The sequence below is a fragment of the Amycolatopsis methanolica 239 genome (assembly GCF_000739085.1).
In the GTDB taxonomy this organism is placed as follows: domain Bacteria; phylum Actinomycetota; class Actinomycetes; order Mycobacteriales; family Pseudonocardiaceae; genus Amycolatopsis_E; species Amycolatopsis_E methanolica.
Genome location: NZ_CP009110.1, coordinates 4,798,129 through 4,814,742 on the forward strand (window position 1 = coordinate 4,798,129; position 16,614 = coordinate 4,814,742).

The following is a 16,614-nucleotide window of genomic DNA, read 5'->3' on the forward strand; positions in this document are numbered from 1 at the left end:
GCCGCCCGCAACACTCGACAGGAGCCAGACAACTCATGAAGCAGGCTGTCCTGCACGCACCGCTCGACCTCAAGGTCGTGGAGACCGACATCCCCGCGCTCGACGACGGTGATCTGCTGCTACGCGTGGAAAGCGCGCTTGTCTGCGGTACCGACGTACGCATCTACGAAGGCCGGAAGAAGCGCAACGTGACCTATCCGACGGTGATGGGACACGAGTTCTCGGCCACCGTCGCCGATTCCGCAGGGCCTCTGCCCGACGGGCTGTCGATCGGCGACCTGGTCTGCGTCTACCCGTTGTTGCCGTGCGGGCACTGTGTCGCCTGCAGCAGGGAACACCCCAACCTCTGCCGCAACCGGATCGCGTTCGGCTACCAGTTGCCCGGCGGATTCTCCCAGTTCGTCCGGGTTCCCGCCGCGGCCGTCCGGGCCGGTAACGTCGTCGCCGTCAACGGCATCTCCCCCGCTGCGGCGGCCATCATCGAGCCCTTGGCCTGCGCGTACAACGGCCAACGGCTGGCCTCGGCGCAGGGCGCGTCCACCATGCTGGTCAGCGGTTGTGGCCCGCTGGGACTCATGCACATCCGGCTCGCCCGCCAGCTCGGGGCGCAGCGGATCGTGGCCGTCGATCCGATTCGCGAACGGCGCGCGCTCGCTGAGGTTTCCGGGGCCGACCTCGCCCTGTCCCCCGGGCCCGGGGCGGCCGACCGGATCCTGGACTGGACGGAGGGGGCGGGGGTCGACGTCCTGGTGATGGCCGTCGGCCGCACCGACGCCGTGCACCCGTACCTCGGGGTGCTCGCACCCGGGGCGCGGGTGAGCGTCTTCGCCGGTTTCAGCGGGGAGGGCACCAACCTGGAGATCCCGGCCAACGACGTGCACTACAACGAATGGACCTTCGTCGGCGCGTCCTCCTCCCGTCTGGGCGACTTCCAGGCCGTCGCGGGCCTGGTCCGCAGCGGAGCCCTGCATGTGGAGGACCTCGTAGGCACCCAGCTCCCGATCGACGCCGTGACCGACGCGCTCCACCTCGCCGCCTCCGGCCGCGACCTCCGTGTCGGAGTGGCGCCCTGGGGCTGAACCGCACCTGCCCGACCCAACACAGACGAGGAGACCTCCATGACCGCCGTTGTGGGCACTTCCACCCGCCAGATCCCGAGCACCCTGCCGTCCGACGCGCTGCAGATCACCCCTTACGGCACCACGGCCGCGCTCGGTCGTGCAATTCGCCTGCGCCGGCTCTTCGGCGAGACCGGCCGCACGGTCACGGTTGCCCTGGATCAGGCGGTACCCCGCGGTGTCGCGCCGCGACTGGCCGACATCGCGCCGACCTACGCTGCCATCGCTTCCGCCGGCCCGGACGCCGTCACGATGTTCAAGGGCCTGGCGGGTGCCCTGCTGGCGCACAACCCGGCGCCCGTTCCGTTCATCATGAAGGCCAGCACGTTCTCCGTGGACTTCCATTTGACGCGTGAGGCGGCCGTCGGCACCGTCGACGAGGCCCTGCGGCTCGGTGCCGATGCGGTCGCCGTCGGGATCAGTGCGGGCTCCAGCAGTCAGGTCGAGGGATTTTCCGAGCTCGCCGCGATCACGGCCCGAGCGGCCGAGGTGGGCCTTCCGGTGGTGTGCCATGCCTACCCGAGCGGGGAGCTGTGGCCCGCGGACAAGAAGGGCAGCACCGAGGCCGTGCTGTACGCCGCGCGCGCTGCCGCCGAGATGGGAACCGACATCGTCAAGACCTGGTACACGGGATCCACCGCCGAGTTCGCGAAAGTCGTCGAGGGCGTGCCTGCCATCGTCGTCGCCGCGGGCGGCGCGAAGGCCGACAGCCCGCTCCAGGTGTTGCAGCAGGCAGCATCGGTGATCGAGGCCGGCGGGCACGGAATCACCACCGGACGCAACATCTGGGGTGCCGAGGACCCCGCGAAGATGGTGACGGCCCTGCGCGCCGTCGTGCACGGCGGAGAGCGCCCCGAGACCGCAGCCAAATTGCTCGACTGAGTATCGGCTGAGGACGGCTCGACGATGAGACGGAGCGGCGCATGAGTGACGGACTGTACCTCGGTGTGGACCTGGGCACCTCAGCGACGAAGGCGATCCTGGTCGACGGCAACGGGCGGGTAGCGGCCCGGAGCAAGGCCTCCCACGGCGACACCCGCCGGGCCGGGACCGGAGAGGTCGATCCCGGCCCGTGGTTGCGCAGCCTCACGGAGGCGTGCCGAGCGCTCGGTCCTGCCACAGAGCAGGTCAGAGCCGTGGGCACGGCTGTGCACTCGCCGGTTGCGCTGTTCCTGGACGCCGCTGGTGAGCCGATCGGTCCGGGCATCGGCTGGGATCACCCCGCTCTGCCACCTCGATGTTCGAGTGCGGTCCGGATGCGGACCGCTGCCGAGGCCCAGCTGGTGGCGAACCGGCCACAGCCCGCCACGACCATGGCGCTCGCGTGGCCCGTGGCCGCCAAGGAAAACCCGCTCGTGGCCGAGAAGTGCACCACGCTGGGGCTGGTGGGCACCTGGCTCGGACGTCTGCTCACCGGGCGAGTGGCGCTGGATCCCACCCAGGCCTCCTACCTCGGTCTGATGGCGCTCACAGACGGCTCCCACCGTTGGCTGCCCGGGCTGGCCGAACGGATGGGCATCCCGCTGTCCCTGCTACCCGAGGTGAAGCCCTCTCTCGAGGTCCTGGGCCGTCTCACCGGCCCGGCTGCCGCATTGCTCGGCGTCCCGGCCGGTGTGCCCGTCGTCGTCGGCGCCGCCGACACCGCCGCAGCGGCCTACTTCCTGGGCCTCGAGGAGAACGGCCCGCCGTTGTACACGGTCGGGACCACCCACGTGATCACCACCTGCAGCGCCAGCCCTGACGCGTTCCCGGTGGCGTTGACCCGCTCGCACGTCCTGCCCTCCCGCTGGCTCACGCACGGGGCGATCAACGGTGGTGACGCCCTGGCGATGGGTGCGCGGCTACTCGGGCACGGCCGCAGCGGCGACGCGGTTGCCCGGTTGACCGCGGACGCCGGCCGCGCGACGCCGGACAAGATCGTCGACGCGCCCGTGTTCATCCCGCACGTAGTGCCCGAGCGCGGTCCACTGTGGCTGGAACGCCCGAGGACCGCGTTGCAGGGCCTGGTGCCGGGAACGGAGTCCCGGGCGGCCGCCTGGGGAGTGGTCGAGGGAGTCGTGTTCGCAGCCCGGCTGGTAATGGAAATCTGTGTGACCGGGAACCTCCCCCCGTCCACGCCCATCATCCTCACTGGCCATTTCGGTCCCTCAGATCCCTTTCCGCAGATCGTCGCCGATGCTTTCTGCCGTCCGGTCGACCTCGTCGAAGAGTCCCACCTGCCCGCGATGGGCGCGGCGGGGATGGCCGCTGTTGCCTCCGGCCACCCACCCGTGTCCGCCCCCGCGGCACGGCGCGTCCTGCCACGTCCGGAGTGGATGGGCGTGATCGGGCGGCGCTGGCGCCGGTTCGCCGAACACTGGACGGCCGTGGTGGGCCGGCCGTTCCCAGTCCCGGTGCATCAACCAGGGCACGATCCAGGCGGTTCCGTGGCGGTGTCGGCATCCTGGCCACAATGAGACCAGGGCCGGCCGTTGCGACGGCCCGAGCGAGGGGGCGGGTATGGCGGCGGCACCGGGTGCGCGACGGGGCCGCCGAGGCCGAAGGCCGGATCGTGGTGCTGGGAAATGTCGACCAGAACACAGCACCCGGCGGGTGGTCCGGGTACAACATCGGCGTTGCTGGAGTCGGTTCCCGGGTGCCCTGGCGAACGGCACCGACTGGCTGACCACCGGCGCCAACGTCACCGTCACATCCGGACAGACACTGGACGCGGTCGGCGACTCGCCGCCCGGTGGCGTGGTCCGGCACGCCGGCATGGCCGGCGGCACCATCGCTACGCCCAACCGACTCCGGCACCGGTCGCCCGCCCACCGGCACGGTGACCAACGCGAGCCATCAGACCACCTTCACCAGCGCCGACACGTCCGCGCTCCGGGTGTTCAACGTGAACTTCGACCTGGCCGGCAGCACCGGCGACGCGCAGACCATCATGTTCGACGGCATCGCGGCAAACGCAACCGTGCTGGTCAACCTGCTCGGCGGGACCAGGACGGCAACCCGGTGAGCGCACCACGGTGACCACGCCCGGGACGAACAGCACGGCCACGACGACCCCGATGACCACCGGCGCCACCACCACCGGCGAGGTAGTCGCGCCGATCCGCAGTTCGCCGGGCAACACTGGCGGCCTGGCCCGGACCGGTGTCGACCTGGGCTGGTTGCCCGCGCTGGGTGTGCTGCTGAGGCGGGCGTGCTGCGTTTCCGGCCGTGCGCCAGCGGCGGTCACACCGGCCGTAGCGGGCTGTGACGGTTCCTTCCCATCCGCCGAGACCGACGCCAGCCGGTCCGCGTGCCTTCCGGAGGCGGGACGGGCCATGGGCTGGCACGCGGATCTGGACAGACCGGCGAACTTCGGCCGGCTCACCAACGTTCCGCGCACGCGTTCAGGCGTCGTGGAGTCAAACGCCGTAGGTCAGGGCGAAGTACGTCTGCCGCGGTTGCGGGCGACCCAGTCCTTGTAGTCAGCCTGCTGCGCCTTCCGGACGTCGTCCGGGTATCGGCGCCCCTCGGCCAGGACGTCCGAGACGCGGTCGATCGCGGCGGCGTCGCCGTCGGCGGACCAGAAGAACGACCCAGTTCGCCGGACCAGGACGTCAGCGACCGTCATGGCCATCTCGTGGTCGACGGCGTAGCGGATTTCAGCGTCGGTCAGGTCCGTACCAGCGATGCGTTCGTGCGTACCGGCGGCGGCGACGCGCCCGGCGTTACCGCCGTAGCGGCGCAGCCAGCGCTGCGCGAGGTCACCGGGAGCCGTCGCGACCGCCCGTTCGGCGCGGAATCGGTCGGCGGGATCGCCGCCGGCGATCGGGACGGTTCCCGTCGTGCTCGTGGGTACCGAACGGATCCCGTGGTCGCGACGCAGCTGCTCGATGGCGTGCTCGACGATCTGGCGCCCCATGATCCGTGCCGTGGTGAGCTTTCCTCCGGCCACGGTGATGAGACCGGTGGGTCCTTCGGTGATGGTGTGCTCGCGGGAGGCGTCGGAATTCGAGGTGCCGGGCGTTGGAGCGACGATCGGGCGGAGCCCGGCCCAGGTGGCGACGACGTGCTCCGGACCGACGTTGGCATCGGGAAGGGTGTGGTTGGCGACCTCGAGCAGGTAGTCGATGTCCCGGTCATCGGCGACCACATCGGACGGTGAGCCGTGAAAGTCGGTGTCGGTGGTTCCGATGTAGACGTGGCGGCCGTCGGCCGTCGGAGTGGGCCAGACAACACGGTTGTCGGACGGTGAGCGCAGAAAAACCGCGGTTTGCAAAGGAAAGTCCTCTGTACGCAGGACAAGATGGACTCCCTTGGTCGGCCGCAGCGTCGGTTGGGTCACCGGGCGCTCGAGCCCGAGGACGCGGTCGACCCACGGTCCCGCGGCGTTGACGACGGTACGGGCCCGTATCACGGTCTGTTCACCGGTGATCCGATCCGTGACTTCGGCGCCGGCGACGCGGCCGCGTTCGTGTACCAGGCCGGTGGCCTCGCTGTGGTTGGCCAACAACGCTCCTGCGCGCCAGGCGGATTCCAGCACGTCGATGACCAGACGGGCGTCGTCGGTCATGGCGTCGTGGTAGAGCCCGCCCCCGGTGAGACCGTCCGGGTTCAGGTGCGGCTCGCGGCGTAGTACGGCATCGCGCCCGAGCATGCGGTGCCACCGTCGCAAGGGAGCTCGCGAGAAGGCGTCGTAGAACGTCAGCCCCAGGTTGAGCAATGCCTTGCCCTCGGGGTATCCGCGGTAGAGCAAGTAGAGGAAGGGCCGCAGGTCCGCCAGGTGCGGGGCGATGCGCATCATGACCTCGCGCTCGTGGACCGACTCGTGGACCATCCTGAACTGGTATGTCTGCAGGTAGCGCAGGCCGCCGTGGATGAGTTTGGACGACCGTGAGGACGTGCCCGAGGCAAAGTCGTCGCGTTCGACGAGCACAGTGGACAGTCCGCGCAGGGCGGCGTCGCGTGCGGCGGACGCGCCCGTGATACCTCCTCCGATGATCAGGACGTCCGCCCGCGCGGGTAGGTCGGATGGGGCGAAACGCTTCACGACCGGATCCATCCTCTCGCTCGTTCGACTGCCCGGCTCCATTCCTCGTGATGCGCCTTGCGGACGGCCGGGTCCATGGCGGGGGTGAACACGGCGTCGTCGGTGACCCCGCGGAAGCACTCCTCCGGGGTCTTCCAGACTCCGACGGCGAGCCCGGCGAGGTAGGCGGTGCCGATGGACGTCGCCTCGACGTCGGCCGGGCGGTGGATGGTCGCATCGAGCATGTCGGCCTGGAACTGCAGCAGGAAGTCGTTGGCCGAAGCTCCTCCGTCGGCCCGCAGGCTGGTGATCGGACGACCCGATTCGGTGGCCATCAGGTCGGTGAAGTCCTTGATGGAGTAGACGATCCCCTCCAGAGCGGCGCGGGCCAGGTGCTCCCGCGTCGTCCCCGGCGAGATCCCGATCAGCAGGCCACGCGCGGAGGAGTCCCAGGACGGTGCGGCCAGCCCGGTCAGCGCCGGGACGAAGTAGACGCCGCCGTTGTCCGCGACCCTGCCGGCGAGCTCCTGCGTCTCGGCCGCGGTCCGGAGCAGTCCGGCACCGTCGCGCAGCCATTGCACCGCCGCGCCGGTGACCGGCGCGTAGCCCTCCAGCCCGTAGGTGGTCACGCCCTCCCGCCGCCACGCGATGATGGTCGACAGGCCGTGCTCGGAGATCACCGGCGTGGTGCCGGTATTGAGGTCGAGGAACGTCCCGGTGCCGTGGGTGGTCTTGGCCTCGCCCGGTTCCAGGCAGCCCTGGCCGAAGAGCGCGGCGGACTGGTCGGCGACGGCGGCCGCGATCGGAACCTCAGCACCGAGCACCTCGGCGCTGGTGGTCGCGATGACCCCGGAGTCGTCGACGACCTCGGGCAACACGGCGCGCGGGATCTCGAGCGCGTCGAGCCACTCGCCGTACCACTCGCCGGCCAGCAGGTCGTAGCACCCGGTCACCACGGCGTTGGAGGCGCTGATCACGTGGGCGGCGCCGCCGCTGAGCTTGTGGATCAACCACGAGTCGATCGTGCCGAAGGCCAGTTCACCGGCCTCGGCCCGGGCGCGCAGATCGGCGTCGTGGGCGAGCAACCAGTGCAGCGACAGGCACGAGTAGACCGGCGCGAGCGTCCAGCCGGTGCGGGCCTGGACCTTCTGTCCCCACTCGGGCGCGAGCCGGGCGGCCAGGCCCGCGGTGCGCAGATCCTGCCACACGATCGCCGGCGTGATCGCCTTTCCGGTGCCGCGGTCCCACAGCAGGCTCGTACCGCGCTGGTTGGTGATACCCACCGCGACCAAGGCGTCGGGAACCGTCCCGGCTTCGGTGAGTGCTTCGCCGATCCGTTCGAGGCTGCGCTGCCAGATCTCCTCGGCATCGTGCTCGACCCGGTCGGGCGCGGGATGATGCTGGGTGAACTCGCTGTAGGACGCACTCAGGCGCCGGCCTGCGCCATCAAAAACGAGTGCGCGGGTGCCGGTGGTGCCTTCGTCGATGACCAGCAGCCGGTCGTCGTTGCTCATCGGTGAGCCCCCTGTGGTGTCAGAGTCCGAGCTTGCCCGGGTTGAGCAGCCCGTCGGGGTCAAGCGCGTGCTTGAGCCGCCGCAGCACCCCGTGCGCCGCCCCCAGCGAGCGACGCGAGTACGGAGAGCGGGCCAGGCCGCCACCGTGATGGTGGGAAAGCTCGGCGCCGTGGTCGAGGCCGATCTGCATCGTGGTCGCCCAGATTTCGGCGAGCCGCGCGCTCGCCGCGGCGTCGTCGGCCACCTGACCGAGAAGGATCACGTACATCGACGTGCCCTGCGGATAGACGTGCGAGAAGTGCACCAGCACCTCGTCCGCGAGTGGCTCGAGCGCCTTGCGGATGGCGGCATAGAGGCCCTCGATATGCCGCCAGGTGTGGGCGACCTCGATGGTCTCGGCGAAGCCGCCGGGGGTGTCGAGGCGCTTCTCCACCGTGGAGAAGTCGAATCGCCGGTCCAGCCAGGCCTGCACGGGTTCCGGGCCGAGCTCGGTCGCGCCTCGTTCGGTGGCCATCGTCGTCAGCACCGTCATCTCGGCCGCTGCCACTTCGGGCTCACCTTCGGTGCCGACAAAGAGCACCGTCCCATCGAAGTCCGGATCGGCCATCGCGTGCCGTGCCTCGTCGGCGTCGTAGAGCCGCAGCAGGGACGGCCGCAGACCCCGCGCGGCCTGTTCACGCATGATCGCCAGCCCGGTCGTCACATCCGGGACGAGGAACGTCTGCAGATGCTGGGCGGCGGGTAGCGGGACGATCTTCAGGGTGACGCGGGTGATGACACCGAGGGTCCCCTCCGAGCCCAGGAACACCCGTCGCAGATCCGGCCCCATCGCCGCTCGCGGTGACGCGGTCAACTCGGCCACCTCGCCCCCGGCGAGAACCACCCGGTAGCCGACGACCAGGTCCTCGACCCCGCCGTAGCGCGACGAAAACTGGCCGGTGGCCAGAGTGGCGAGCCAGCCGCCGACCGAAGACCGGTACAGCGACTGCGGCGAGAACCGCATCGTCCAGCCGGCCTGGTTGAGAGCGTCCTCGAGCGCACCACCGTTCATCCCGGCCGGCGCAGTCACCGTCATGTCGACCTCGTCGACCTCGTGCGGCCCCGTCAGCCCGGACAGGTCGAGCACGATCCCGCCACGGGTGGGCAGCGGCTGCCCGGTCACCGACGAGCCGAGCCCCCGCGTGGTGACCGGCACCCCGGTCTCCTCCGCGACCTCGAGAACCGCCACGACATCGGCCTCGGAGCCGGCCCGAATGACCACGTCACCCCGGTACGGATGCTGGTCCTGGCGCGCCCACTTGGTCGACACCGGCCAGGTGTCATGACTGGTGGCCGACAGGACCGCGGGATCGGTCAGGACCTTCCCGGCCCCCACGGCCGCGGTGAGTTGACGGATGAGCAGCTCGGACTCGGACACGTTACTTCCCGGCGATCGACGACAACTGGCATGCACCTCCCAGTAATACTCCATTTTTGGAGCAATAGCCAGCCCGGGGTACCAGTAGAGTTCCTGACCATCGACAGTTGGGAGTGGGCAGGTGAACGACCGGATCCGCCCGGCCGCGTCGGATCGCCCGTTGCCGCGGGTGCTCCGGGCCGTCGTGATCGACGCGCTGCAACTGGGTGTCGGCGAGCGGCTTCCGACCAACGCGCACTACGCCCGGACGGTGGGCGGCACGGCGGGCACGATCCAGCGCGCGATGGCCACGCTGGCCGAGCAGGGAGCGGTCACCACCACCTCGCACGGCGCGCGCGGTCGCGCTGTCGAGTCGATCGATCTCGGCCGGGCGTGGGCGCTGGCCGGCTTGCCCCCCGTTCGCCTGCTGCTGCCGCCCGGAGGTCCTGAGGAGGTCGAACTCCTCTCCGAGGCCCTGACCGACGACCTGACGGTGGCTGGAATTCCCCACACCGTCCGCCATCAGCGAGGCGGTTCCCGCCGGCTGGACAGCATCGCCGACGACCGGGCGGATGTCGCGGTCGTTTCCGCGGGTGTGCTCGAGGCGGCCGCCCGCCGGCTGGGCGACGTCCACGTCCGGCAGCTGGCACCGGGCACCTACTACGGCCGGGGCAGGCTGGTTTCGGTCCGCAGGGCCGCTGAGCTGGCTGTTGTCCCGCAACGGGTGGCGATCGACTGGGACTCGCCCGACCACGTCGCACTGACCGAGGCGTCCTATCCACGTGCGGCCGGCTACACCTACGTCGGCCACCGGTTCCCGGATGTGCCGGCCGCGGTCCTGCGCGGCGATGTCGACGCGGGGGTGTGGCATCGCAGTCACACACTGATCCCGCTGGACCTGGCGGGCTTGGCGTGTGTGCCACTTCCGGACCGCGCCGAGGTCGTCTGGTCGGAGATCTCCGCGGCAGCGCTCGTGGGCAGCGCACGCCGCCAGGAGCTGACCTCGGTGTTCCGCGCGATCCTGACCGATCCCCGATGGAACCCCGACACCCCCACTGGCAAGTAACCGGGGATGCCGTGCGCGGCCTGCGAGACCGGCCGTCACCGATCGTCGGTCGGTCGGGAGTCCGCTGAGGTCGACTTGATCGCCGGTCAGGAAAGGGCACACAGCGCCTGGCCGCAGGCCGAGGCAGACAATGCTGCCACGCCGGCTCACTACGTCACGCTGTTCTACCACTGCGAACAACGCTGACATCGCCTGGCCACGCATCGACCCGCCTCATCTTTTGACGGGAGCTCTGGAAGGACGGTTGGGATCCAGCATTTGTTGATCAATCAGCGTCACGAGTGATGCGAACGAGTCAGTCAAGCACCTCGAAGTCGGCGACACTCCGCTCCGCCAGCTCGGGCAGGGCCTCGCCGAGGACGTAGGACCGCGAGGTCTCGGTCGCCCGGTGCTCTTCGTAATCGGAGGCGTCGGTGTACTTTTCGTACAGTACAAAGGTGTTCGCGAGGGACTGCACCCGGTTTAATCGACTCCTGACCTGTGAGGATCTGCCTCGCGGTGGAAGGATGTCTGTCATGCCGAAGCCTTATCCAGAGGAGTTCCGCCGCGACGTGGTCGCGGTCGCCCGCAAGGGCGAGGCCCCGTTGCCCCGGATCGCCCGGGACTTCGGGATTTCCGAAGGGTGAACCGTCACGGGTTGGGGACCGGCTTCGGTGTCAGACCATCGCCGGTTGGCGTGGCTGGTGTTGAGCGTAGTAGGCGTGTTCATACTCGACGGGGGTGAGGTAGCCCAGCCGGGAGTGGAGGCGGGCGTTGTTGTACCAGTCGACCCATTCGATGACCGCGTATTCGACCATGGCGAGGGTTTTGAATGGTCCGTGCCGGTTGACGACCTCGGTTTTGAACAGTCCGATGATGGACTCGGCGAGCGCGTTGTCGTAGGCATCACCCACCGAGCCGATAGCCGCGGAGAGTCCTTGCACTGCAAGGGATTCGGTGAACGCGACTGATGTGTATTGCGAACCGGCATCGCTGTGGTGGATCAGGCCCGGCTCAACCGGATGCCCGTAGTGATCACGTCGCCAGATCGCCATGTTCAGCGCTTGGGAGACCAGCGCGGTGGTTTTCGTGTTCGCCGCGGTCCAGCCGACGATGGTGCGCGAGTACACGTCGAACACGAACGCCACGTAGGCCCATCCGGTCCAGGTCGAGACGTAGGTGAAGTCGGCGACCCAGGCCTGGTTCGGGGCCTGGGCGGTGAAGTCCCTGTTGAGCTGGTTACCGGCTCGCACGCCGTCCGCGGCGCGGATCGTGGTCCGCGGTGCCCGGCCTCTGGTCACTCCGTTGAGGCCGAGTTGGCGCATGATCCGGTCGAGGGGTGCACAACGCCACGTCATGTCCCTGGCGGCGCAGCCAGCGGGTCATCTTCCGCCGCCGTACATCGCCTCAGGCTTGCCTGCCACGCCACGCAGGGCGTTCTCCACACGCGCATCAGCGATGTCCCGGCTTGATGGCGACCGTCGACGGGCTTTGCGGTAGGTCCGGGGCGCGATCTGGATTGCGAAAAAAGCCGAGGCCAGCTTCAGGATCTCATTGGACTGCTTGAGCTCACGGTTCTCCCTGCGCAACCTGTCCAACTCGGCACGCTCAGCCGCCGCCAGCTCACCAGCGGCCCGCGCGCCCGGCCCGCCCCGCAGGGGCTGCTGCTTGAGCGCCTTCACGATCCACACCCGCAACGTCTCCGGATGCACATCCGCCCGCGGCCCGATCGCATGCGCAGCGGCATAGGCGGACCCCTACTCCTCCAGGTGATCAAGAGCCAGACGCAGGGCCTTCTCCCGAACCTCAGGCGGGTAACGCTTCGACATAGTGACCATCAATCCTCACGCAAGGAAGCGGCCCCCAACCCGTGACAGTTCACTGAGCGGCACGCACGCTCGCCTCATAGATTCGGTCGTCGGTCCGGACTGTCGCGGTGGGCCAGGATGCTGCGGAACCTGGAGCGGGGCCCGGTCCGGCCACGCAGCTTGCGGTGTTTCCCTCCGTGGCGGAGGTTCTGTACGAGTGACAGATAAGCGGGTTCTGTCACTGGAGCGAGCGTGTAGGGGTGGCGGATGCGAAGCGAACTTCGAGAGTGGTGGACAGGTTGTCGAGGTCGAGGGCCTGCCGCAGGCGGGGCAGTGCGGTTGTGGTGATTTCCTTGCGCAGGACGGTGATGTTGGTGTCCTGTTCAGCGGTGACGACGAGTGCGAGGGCGGCGTTGTCTCGTTCGCCTGCGAGTGTCGCGTGGGCGTCGTGCACGCTGGGGTAGCCGCGGATCTCCTCGGTGAGCGGGGCGACCGCGACGGCGGCGGGCAGTTCGGTGCGGCCGGTGTCAGGGTCGGATTCCAGGCGCCAGGTGCGGGATTTGGGTTTGTGGGCCAGCTGCGCGAGCAGCCATCGCAGCGCGAGCAGGCCGGCGAGGATCGCCCCAGCGACGGTGGCGTAGTACGCCCAGGTGGGCGGGGCGGCGGTGCCGGGCACGAGTGGCGCGTCGGGGTCGATCACGGTCAGCGCGCGGAAATGCGTGGCCAGGGTGAGGGAGCCGACGGCGATCAAGAGCAGGCCGAACAGTATGAGCAGGCTGCGGTTGAGGCGGGCGGGTCGGTTGAGGCTGGGCATCACCGGCTCCTCGGGGCCTTGACGACGACCTTGAGTTTCGGCGGCGTGGCGGGCTGGATCTGCTCGAGCCGCTCGGTCAGCGCGCTGCGGACCGCACCGTCGAGGCCGTCGGGCTTGGCGCGGTCGGTGCGCACGACGGCAGCCACCGTGCGGCGGTGAAGCTTCAGCTTCGCGTGGGCGACACCGTCCACTGTGGATGCCGCGGCCCGCAGCGTGCTGAGGTAGCTGCGTCGACACACGCCCGCGTCAACGTCGTCCGCGTTCGCTTTCAGGGGCAGGACGGTAAGCGCGCCGGGCAGGATCGCGGCCAGTAACAGGACCAGGCCCAGCACCGCGACGACCAAACCGGCGATCGCCACTGGAAGGTCGGTCCACTGCAGATCGTGCAGGGTGCGGGCAGCGGTGTCGTAGCTGAGCCACGGCTGCTCACCGAGCAGGGTCTGGATCGCGGAGACGGCGACGACGACCGCGGCGGCGAGCAGCGCCAGGGCGGTCAGTGCCGCGGGAACACTGCGGCGGGGTCGGCGTTTCACTGCACCCTCCTCGCGGTGGCGGTGTTGGTGTGCAGGGCGGAGACGGTGATGTCGACCCGGGTGACCGGCAGGCCGGTCAGCTCCGCCACGCGGCGCCGCAGGTGGCGGCGGGCGGCGTCTGTGGTGGCCGCGACCGAACGCGGGTAGACGACCGACAAGCGCACCGCCAGGGTGGCGCAGCCGTTGGCGACGGTGGCGGTGACTTTCGCGGAGCGGTCGGGGTCCTCGCCGCCGGTTGCGATCCCGAGCACCCGTCCGGCGGCGCCGCCGACACCATCGACCTCGGTCACGGCCTCGGCCGCGATCCGCTCGACGGCGCGTTCGGCCACGGTGGTAATACCACGGTCGTCGATGTCAGGCGTGGGTGCGGCTGTGGTGGTCATGGAGATGCCTACCCCCGATCGCGGCGGGTGAGCTGCGCGAGGTCGAGCTTGCCGTCGAGGTAGCGCCCGACGGCCAGGCCGAGGCCGCCGAGCACGAGCACGGCGAGGAACGCGCCGAACCCGCCGAACGCGGCCGCCAAGCCGAGCACGAGGCCGGTCAGCAGGCCGATCTGGGTGGTGGACATGGTGATCGCCTTCCTTCGTTGCGTGGACTCACGCCGGCTGTGGGGTGTCCGCGATGTCGCCGATCCACACGTGCACCACCCGGTCCACCGCGCCGACCGCGGCGCGGACTTCCTGTGCGATGTCGCGGACGGGCGCGGGGTAGTGGCCGACGACCCCCACGGTGATCTCCTCCGGCCGGATCCGCACGCCAGGGACGCGGCCACCGGGCAGGTAGGTGGCTATTTCGCCGAACCGTCCGGCGTGCAGGCCCGCCACGTGCGGGCAGGCCTGCACTGCGGTGGCAATGCGGCCGGCGTCGATCTCGACGCCCGCGGTCACTGCACGCGGTCGGAGTCGGCCTGCGCGTCGCTGTCGTCGCCGGGGATGTACACGTCGGTCACGTTGATGTTGACCTCGACCACCTCCAGGCCGGTCATGCTCTCCACTGCGGTGATCACGTTGCGCCGCACCGAGCGCGACAGGTCCGTGATGGACACTCCGTACTCGACGAGCAGCTGCAGGTCGACGGCGGCTTGCTTCTCGCCCACCTCGACCGACACACCCTGCCCGGCGCTCGCGGTCGCCCCTGGGATCCGCTCACGCAGCGCGCTGAACGCCCGCGCCGCGCCACCTCCCAGGTCGTGCACGCCGGACACCTCGCGGGTGGCCAGGCCGGCGATCTTCTGCACCACGGTGTCGGCGATGGTCGTGGTGCCCTGCTTGGTGACCAGAGCGGTGGCGTCGGTCTTTTCCACCTCCGCACCGGAGCGGGTGTCCGCGGCAGGCTTGGCAGTGGCGTTGGTCATGACTGTCTCCTCACGTCGGTCCGCATCATTTTCCGTTACCAGGGACGGTCTCGCACCTGGTGCGATCCGTCCACACCAGATAGACCCGGACACGGGGAAAGCGTCACTCACCTAATCGTGTGCTCGGAGTCACTCGCGGTTCGTCGTGAACGCCGTGGCGTCGAGGTCGGTCACGACCAGCCACAGCCGGGTGTCCTTCCACCGGCTGTCCTCCAGCACCGGCCGTAGCGCCCCCACCGCCTGCTGCAGCAGCGGGGCCAGCGGCAGGATCAGCGCGACGAGCCGGATCTCGACGACGCCGTCGTCCACATCGACGGCGAGCAGGTCAAGATCCCACGACAACCGTCCTGCTTTTCGCAACACTGGCACAGCCGGGCGAAGCCCGGGAACATCACGCAGGACGGTGAGCATCGCCTGGGACAACTCGCGGCGACTGGTGATCACCCCTGGACTCCCAGGTCCTCGATGTCGAGGATCGTGACCCACACGGACGCCACATGCACGCCCGTGGCGGCTTCCACCGCTCGGGTCACAGTGCGCTGAACGGCCTGAGCGATCGCGGCCGCCTGATCCTGGCCGGAGACGGCGATATCGACCTCCACCCGCACCCCTGCACGGTCAGCGTCCGGATCGGCGAGGAAGATGCGGACTCCGTCGGCCGGTGTCGGCTGCAGCCCCTGAATCCGTTGCCTGGCGGTGCGGACGATGGAAGCGGCCGGCCCGCCCAGCCCGGGCTGGGTACGGACGACGCCCGGCACGGCCACTGCGACGTGCGCGACGACCGCAGCGATGACCGGGGCGGCGACGACCGCCTTCGTGGCCGGGTCCGCGGCGTCCTCGACGTCGATCGTGATCACTGCGCTGGTCCCCCCCTTGGCATGCGGCTGGTGCCCCCCTGATCCTCTCAACCGTCGTAAAGGTCGGTAACGCTGACGTCGAGCCGGGCCACCTCCACCCCGATCCGCGCGCCCGCCGCCGCAGGAACGCGTTCGCGAACCAGGTTCAGGGCCGCCCCCGTCGTGTCGGGGTAGCGCACGGCGAGCTCCATCTCCACCTCCACCTTGGTACCGGGCCGGGCCATGACCCGGCAGTGGCGCGCGCGCACGCCCGGGACGGTGTCGGCGGCGAACCGCAGGATCGCGGCCACGACCCGCTCGCTGATCCGCGCCCCGCCCGGCTCGTGCGTGGGCAGCGGCAGCAGCTCACGCCGCCGGACCTCGGCACGCACCGCGGCCATAATGCGGCTGGTCAGATCCTGCGACGGCGCGGGGGTGTCGTGCCTCAGCTCGGCGGTGGCCTCGCACAGCAGCTGCAAACTGCCGTGCGCCGCGCGGCAGTGCGGGCAGTCCCGCTCGTGCGGGTCGTTGCCGAGCTCCTCCAGCCTCTCCCACAGCTGTTCCATGTCACGCCCGCACGGCAGCGCGTAGCCCTGGGTGGCCGGGTTCATCGCCATGGCGCCATCACCTCCGCCAATTGCGTCCGGGCACGGCTGATGCGCCCACGCACCGCCGTCGTGGTCGTGCCGATCGTCGTCGCGATCTCCTCGTGGGACCGGCCGTGCACCTCGCGCAGGAGCCAGCACGCCCGCTGCTCCGGCGTCAACTCCTGCAACGACCGTCAGCGCCCGCATCTGCGCCCAGGTCTCCGCAACCTGCTCAGGACGTCCCGTTGAGCCGAGCGACCCCTGCTGCTCAGGTCGCAATTCCGCGACCGGTCTGCGGGCGCGCAGCGCGTTCAGGCACCGGTTGGTGGTGGCGCGGTGCAGCCAGCCGACGAACGCGGCGTCCTCCTGGCGTTGCGCCAGCCGCCGCCACGCGGTCAGGAACACCTCCTGCACCACGTCCTCGGCGCCGGCCTGCCGGGACAGCATCCGTAGCGCCGGCCCGAACATCGGGCCCTGATAGCGCCGCACCAACTCCTCATAGGACCGTGCATCACCATCACGGGCGCGCGCGACCAAAGTCGCGTCATCCAACGGCAGCGGCCGCGTATCAGCAGGTACCGGCCTGCCGATACGCGGCCGTCTC

18 protein-coding genes and 3 pseudogenes are annotated in these 16,614 nt (G+C 69.9%); 6 read left to right on the top strand and 15 right to left on the bottom strand.

The window, feature by feature from the left end:
* Positions 1-35: 35 nt before the first annotated feature.
* The 4 genes from AMETH_RS23315 to AMETH_RS23330 all read left to right on the top strand — a co-directional run bounded on the left by AMETH_RS23315 (position 36) and on the right by AMETH_RS23330 (position 4,122).
* Complete coding sequence (locus tag AMETH_RS23315) at positions 36-1,079, top strand: zinc-dependent alcohol dehydrogenase (RefSeq protein WP_017983578.1); 1,044 nt, start codon at positions 36-38, stop codon at positions 1,077-1,079.
* 39 nt (positions 1,080-1,118) lie between these two features.
* Positions 1,119-2,000, top strand: a complete 882-nt coding sequence (locus tag AMETH_RS23320; protein ID WP_017983579.1) for a class I fructose-bisphosphate aldolase — start codon at positions 1,119-1,121, stop codon at positions 1,998-2,000.
* Positions 2,001-2,041: 41 nt separating this feature from the next.
* Complete coding sequence (locus AMETH_RS23325) at positions 2,042-3,574, top strand: xylulokinase (protein ID WP_017983580.1); 1,533 nt, start codon at positions 2,042-2,044, stop codon at positions 3,572-3,574.
* Between the two features lie 275 nt (positions 3,575-3,849).
* The gene (locus tag AMETH_RS23330) at positions 3,850-4,122 is read left to right on the top strand and encodes a choice-of-anchor A family protein (RefSeq protein ID WP_081617583.1); all 273 of its coding nucleotides are present in this window, start codon (positions 3,850-3,852) and stop codon (positions 4,120-4,122) included.
* A gap of 408 nt (positions 4,123-4,530) precedes the next feature.
* On the opposite strand, the gene AMETH_RS23335 is transcribed toward AMETH_RS23330, so the two are convergent.
* Genes AMETH_RS23335 through AMETH_RS23345 form a run of 3 tightly spaced genes read right to left on the bottom strand, consistent with a single transcriptional unit; the run spans position 4,531 to position 9,108 of the window.
* Positions 4,531-6,156: a glycerol-3-phosphate dehydrogenase/oxidase gene (locus tag AMETH_RS23335; RefSeq protein ID WP_017983582.1), complete on the bottom strand. Its 1,626-nt coding sequence runs from the start codon at positions 6,154-6,156 to the stop codon at positions 4,531-4,533.
* Entirely contained in the window at positions 6,141-7,637 is a 1,497-nt protein-coding gene (locus AMETH_RS23340; protein WP_017983583.1) for an FGGY family carbohydrate kinase, read from the bottom strand. Before AMETH_RS23340 ends, AMETH_RS23335 begins: the two co-directional genes overlap by 16 nt.
* Positions 7,638-7,656: 19 nt before the next feature.
* Entirely contained in the window at positions 7,657-9,108 is a 1,452-nt protein-coding gene (locus AMETH_RS23345; protein ID WP_156131719.1) for an FAD-binding oxidoreductase, read from the bottom strand.
* A 67-nt stretch (positions 9,109-9,175) separates the two neighbouring features.
* Here AMETH_RS23345 and AMETH_RS23350 point away from each other — a divergent pair, with 67 nt between their 5' ends.
* Positions 9,176-10,099 (top strand): YhfZ family protein, encoded by a 924-nt coding sequence (locus tag AMETH_RS23350; protein ID WP_017983585.1) that lies wholly within the window; start codon positions 9,176-9,178, stop codon positions 10,097-10,099.
* A 295-nt stretch (positions 10,100-10,394) separates the two neighbouring features.
* Here AMETH_RS23350 and AMETH_RS38165 read toward each other — a convergent pair whose 3' ends face one another.
* On the bottom strand, positions 10,395-10,556 hold the full coding sequence (locus tag AMETH_RS38165) for a hypothetical protein (RefSeq protein WP_017983586.1): 162 nt from the start codon (positions 10,554-10,556) through the stop codon (positions 10,395-10,397).
* Between the two features lie 58 nt (positions 10,557-10,614).
* On the opposite strand from AMETH_RS38165, the pseudogene AMETH_RS42950 reads away from it, so the two are divergent.
* Positions 10,615-10,719: pseudogene (locus AMETH_RS42950) on the top strand (transposase); the annotation flags it as partial.
* Between the two features lie 36 nt (positions 10,720-10,755).
* On the opposite strand, the pseudogene AMETH_RS37220 reads toward AMETH_RS42950, so the two are convergent.
* The 11 genes and pseudogenes from AMETH_RS37220 to AMETH_RS23420 form a co-directional block, all read right to left on the bottom strand.
* Positions 10,756-11,907: pseudogene (locus AMETH_RS37220) on the bottom strand (IS3 family transposase).
* 217 nt (positions 11,908-12,124) lie between these two features.
* Positions 12,125-12,700 carry an alkaline shock response membrane anchor protein AmaP gene (locus AMETH_RS23375; protein WP_017983589.1) on the bottom strand — a complete coding sequence of 192 codons (576 nt, stop codon included), beginning with the start codon at positions 12,698-12,700 and terminating at the stop codon, positions 12,125-12,127.
* Positions 12,700-13,233: a DUF6286 domain-containing protein gene (locus AMETH_RS23380; protein ID WP_017983590.1), complete on the bottom strand. Its 534-nt coding sequence runs from the start codon at positions 13,231-13,233 to the stop codon at positions 12,700-12,702. The genes AMETH_RS23375 and AMETH_RS23380 overlap by 1 nt, the downstream gene beginning before the upstream one ends.
* Positions 13,230-13,616: an Asp23/Gls24 family envelope stress response protein gene (locus AMETH_RS23385; RefSeq protein WP_026153294.1), complete on the bottom strand. Its 387-nt coding sequence runs from the start codon at positions 13,614-13,616 to the stop codon at positions 13,230-13,232. The genes AMETH_RS23380 and AMETH_RS23385 overlap by 4 nt, the downstream gene beginning before the upstream one ends.
* Before the next feature lie 8 nt (positions 13,617-13,624).
* Positions 13,625-13,801: a hypothetical protein gene (locus tag AMETH_RS38795; RefSeq protein WP_017983592.1), complete on the bottom strand. Its 177-nt coding sequence runs from the start codon at positions 13,799-13,801 to the stop codon at positions 13,625-13,627.
* Between the two features lie 28 nt (positions 13,802-13,829).
* Positions 13,830-14,120 carry a hypothetical protein gene (locus tag AMETH_RS23395; RefSeq protein ID WP_017983593.1) on the bottom strand — a complete coding sequence of 97 codons (291 nt, stop codon included), beginning with the start codon at positions 14,118-14,120 and terminating at the stop codon, positions 13,830-13,832.
* On the bottom strand, positions 14,117-14,587 hold the full coding sequence (locus AMETH_RS23400; RefSeq protein ID WP_017983594.1) for an Asp23/Gls24 family envelope stress response protein: 471 nt from the start codon (positions 14,585-14,587) through the stop codon (positions 14,117-14,119). The genes AMETH_RS23395 and AMETH_RS23400 overlap by 4 nt, the downstream gene beginning before the upstream one ends.
* Before the next feature lie 129 nt (positions 14,588-14,716).
* On the bottom strand, positions 14,717-14,929 hold the full coding sequence (locus AMETH_RS23405) for a hypothetical protein (protein ID WP_017983595.1): 213 nt from the start codon (positions 14,927-14,929) through the stop codon (positions 14,717-14,719).
* Between the two features lie 98 nt (positions 14,930-15,027).
* The gene (locus tag AMETH_RS23410) at positions 15,028-15,444 is read right to left on the bottom strand and encodes an Asp23/Gls24 family envelope stress response protein (protein ID WP_017983596.1); all 417 of its coding nucleotides are present in this window, start codon (positions 15,442-15,444) and stop codon (positions 15,028-15,030) included.
* A 47-nt stretch (positions 15,445-15,491) separates the two neighbouring features.
* Positions 15,492-16,040: an Asp23/Gls24 family envelope stress response protein gene (locus AMETH_RS23415; RefSeq protein ID WP_017983597.1), complete on the bottom strand. Its 549-nt coding sequence runs from the start codon at positions 16,038-16,040 to the stop codon at positions 15,492-15,494.
* Positions 16,031-16,601: pseudogene (locus AMETH_RS23420) on the bottom strand (RNA polymerase sigma factor). The gene AMETH_RS23415 and the pseudogene AMETH_RS23420 overlap by 10 nt, the downstream one beginning before the upstream one ends.
* Positions 16,602-16,614 lie beyond the last annotated feature (13 nt).

Excerpts from the sequence above, each read along its gene's own strand:
- AMETH_RS23315 (WP_017983578.1), top strand. The coding sequence starts at position 36 with ATGAAGCAGGCTGTCCTGCACGCACCGCTCGACCTCAAGGTCGTGGAG.
- AMETH_RS23320 (WP_017983579.1), top strand. The coding sequence starts at position 1,119 with ATGACCGCCGTTGTGGGCACTTCCACCCGCCAGATCCCGAGCACCCTG.
- AMETH_RS23325 (WP_017983580.1), top strand. The coding sequence starts at position 2,042 with ATGAGTGACGGACTGTACCTCGGTGTGGACCTGGGCACCTCAGCGACG.
- AMETH_RS23335 (WP_017983582.1), bottom strand. The coding sequence starts at position 6,156 with ATGGATCCGGTCGTGAAGCGTTTCGCCCCATCCGACCTACCCGCGCGG.
- AMETH_RS23340 (WP_017983583.1), bottom strand. The coding sequence starts at position 7,637 with ATGAGCAACGACGACCGGCTGCTGGTCATCGACGAAGGCACCACCGGC.
- AMETH_RS23345 (WP_156131719.1), bottom strand. The coding sequence starts at position 9,108 with ATGGAGTATTACTGGGAGGTGCATGCCAGTTGTCGTCGATCGCCGGGA.
- AMETH_RS23375 (WP_017983589.1), bottom strand. The coding sequence starts at position 12,700 with ATGCCCAGCCTCAACCGACCCGCCCGCCTCAACCGCAGCCTGCTCATA.
- AMETH_RS23385 (WP_026153294.1), bottom strand. The coding sequence starts at position 13,616 with ATGACCACCACAGCCGCACCCACGCCTGACATCGACGACCGTGGTATT.
- AMETH_RS38795 (WP_017983592.1), bottom strand. The coding sequence starts at position 13,801 with ATGTCCACCACCCAGATCGGCCTGCTGACCGGCCTCGTGCTCGGCTTG.
- AMETH_RS23400 (WP_017983594.1), bottom strand. The coding sequence starts at position 14,587 with ATGACCAACGCCACTGCCAAGCCTGCCGCGGACACCCGCTCCGGTGCG.
- AMETH_RS23415 (WP_017983597.1), bottom strand. The coding sequence starts at position 16,040 with ATGGCGATGAACCCGGCCACCCAGGGCTACGCGCTGCCGTGCGGGCGT.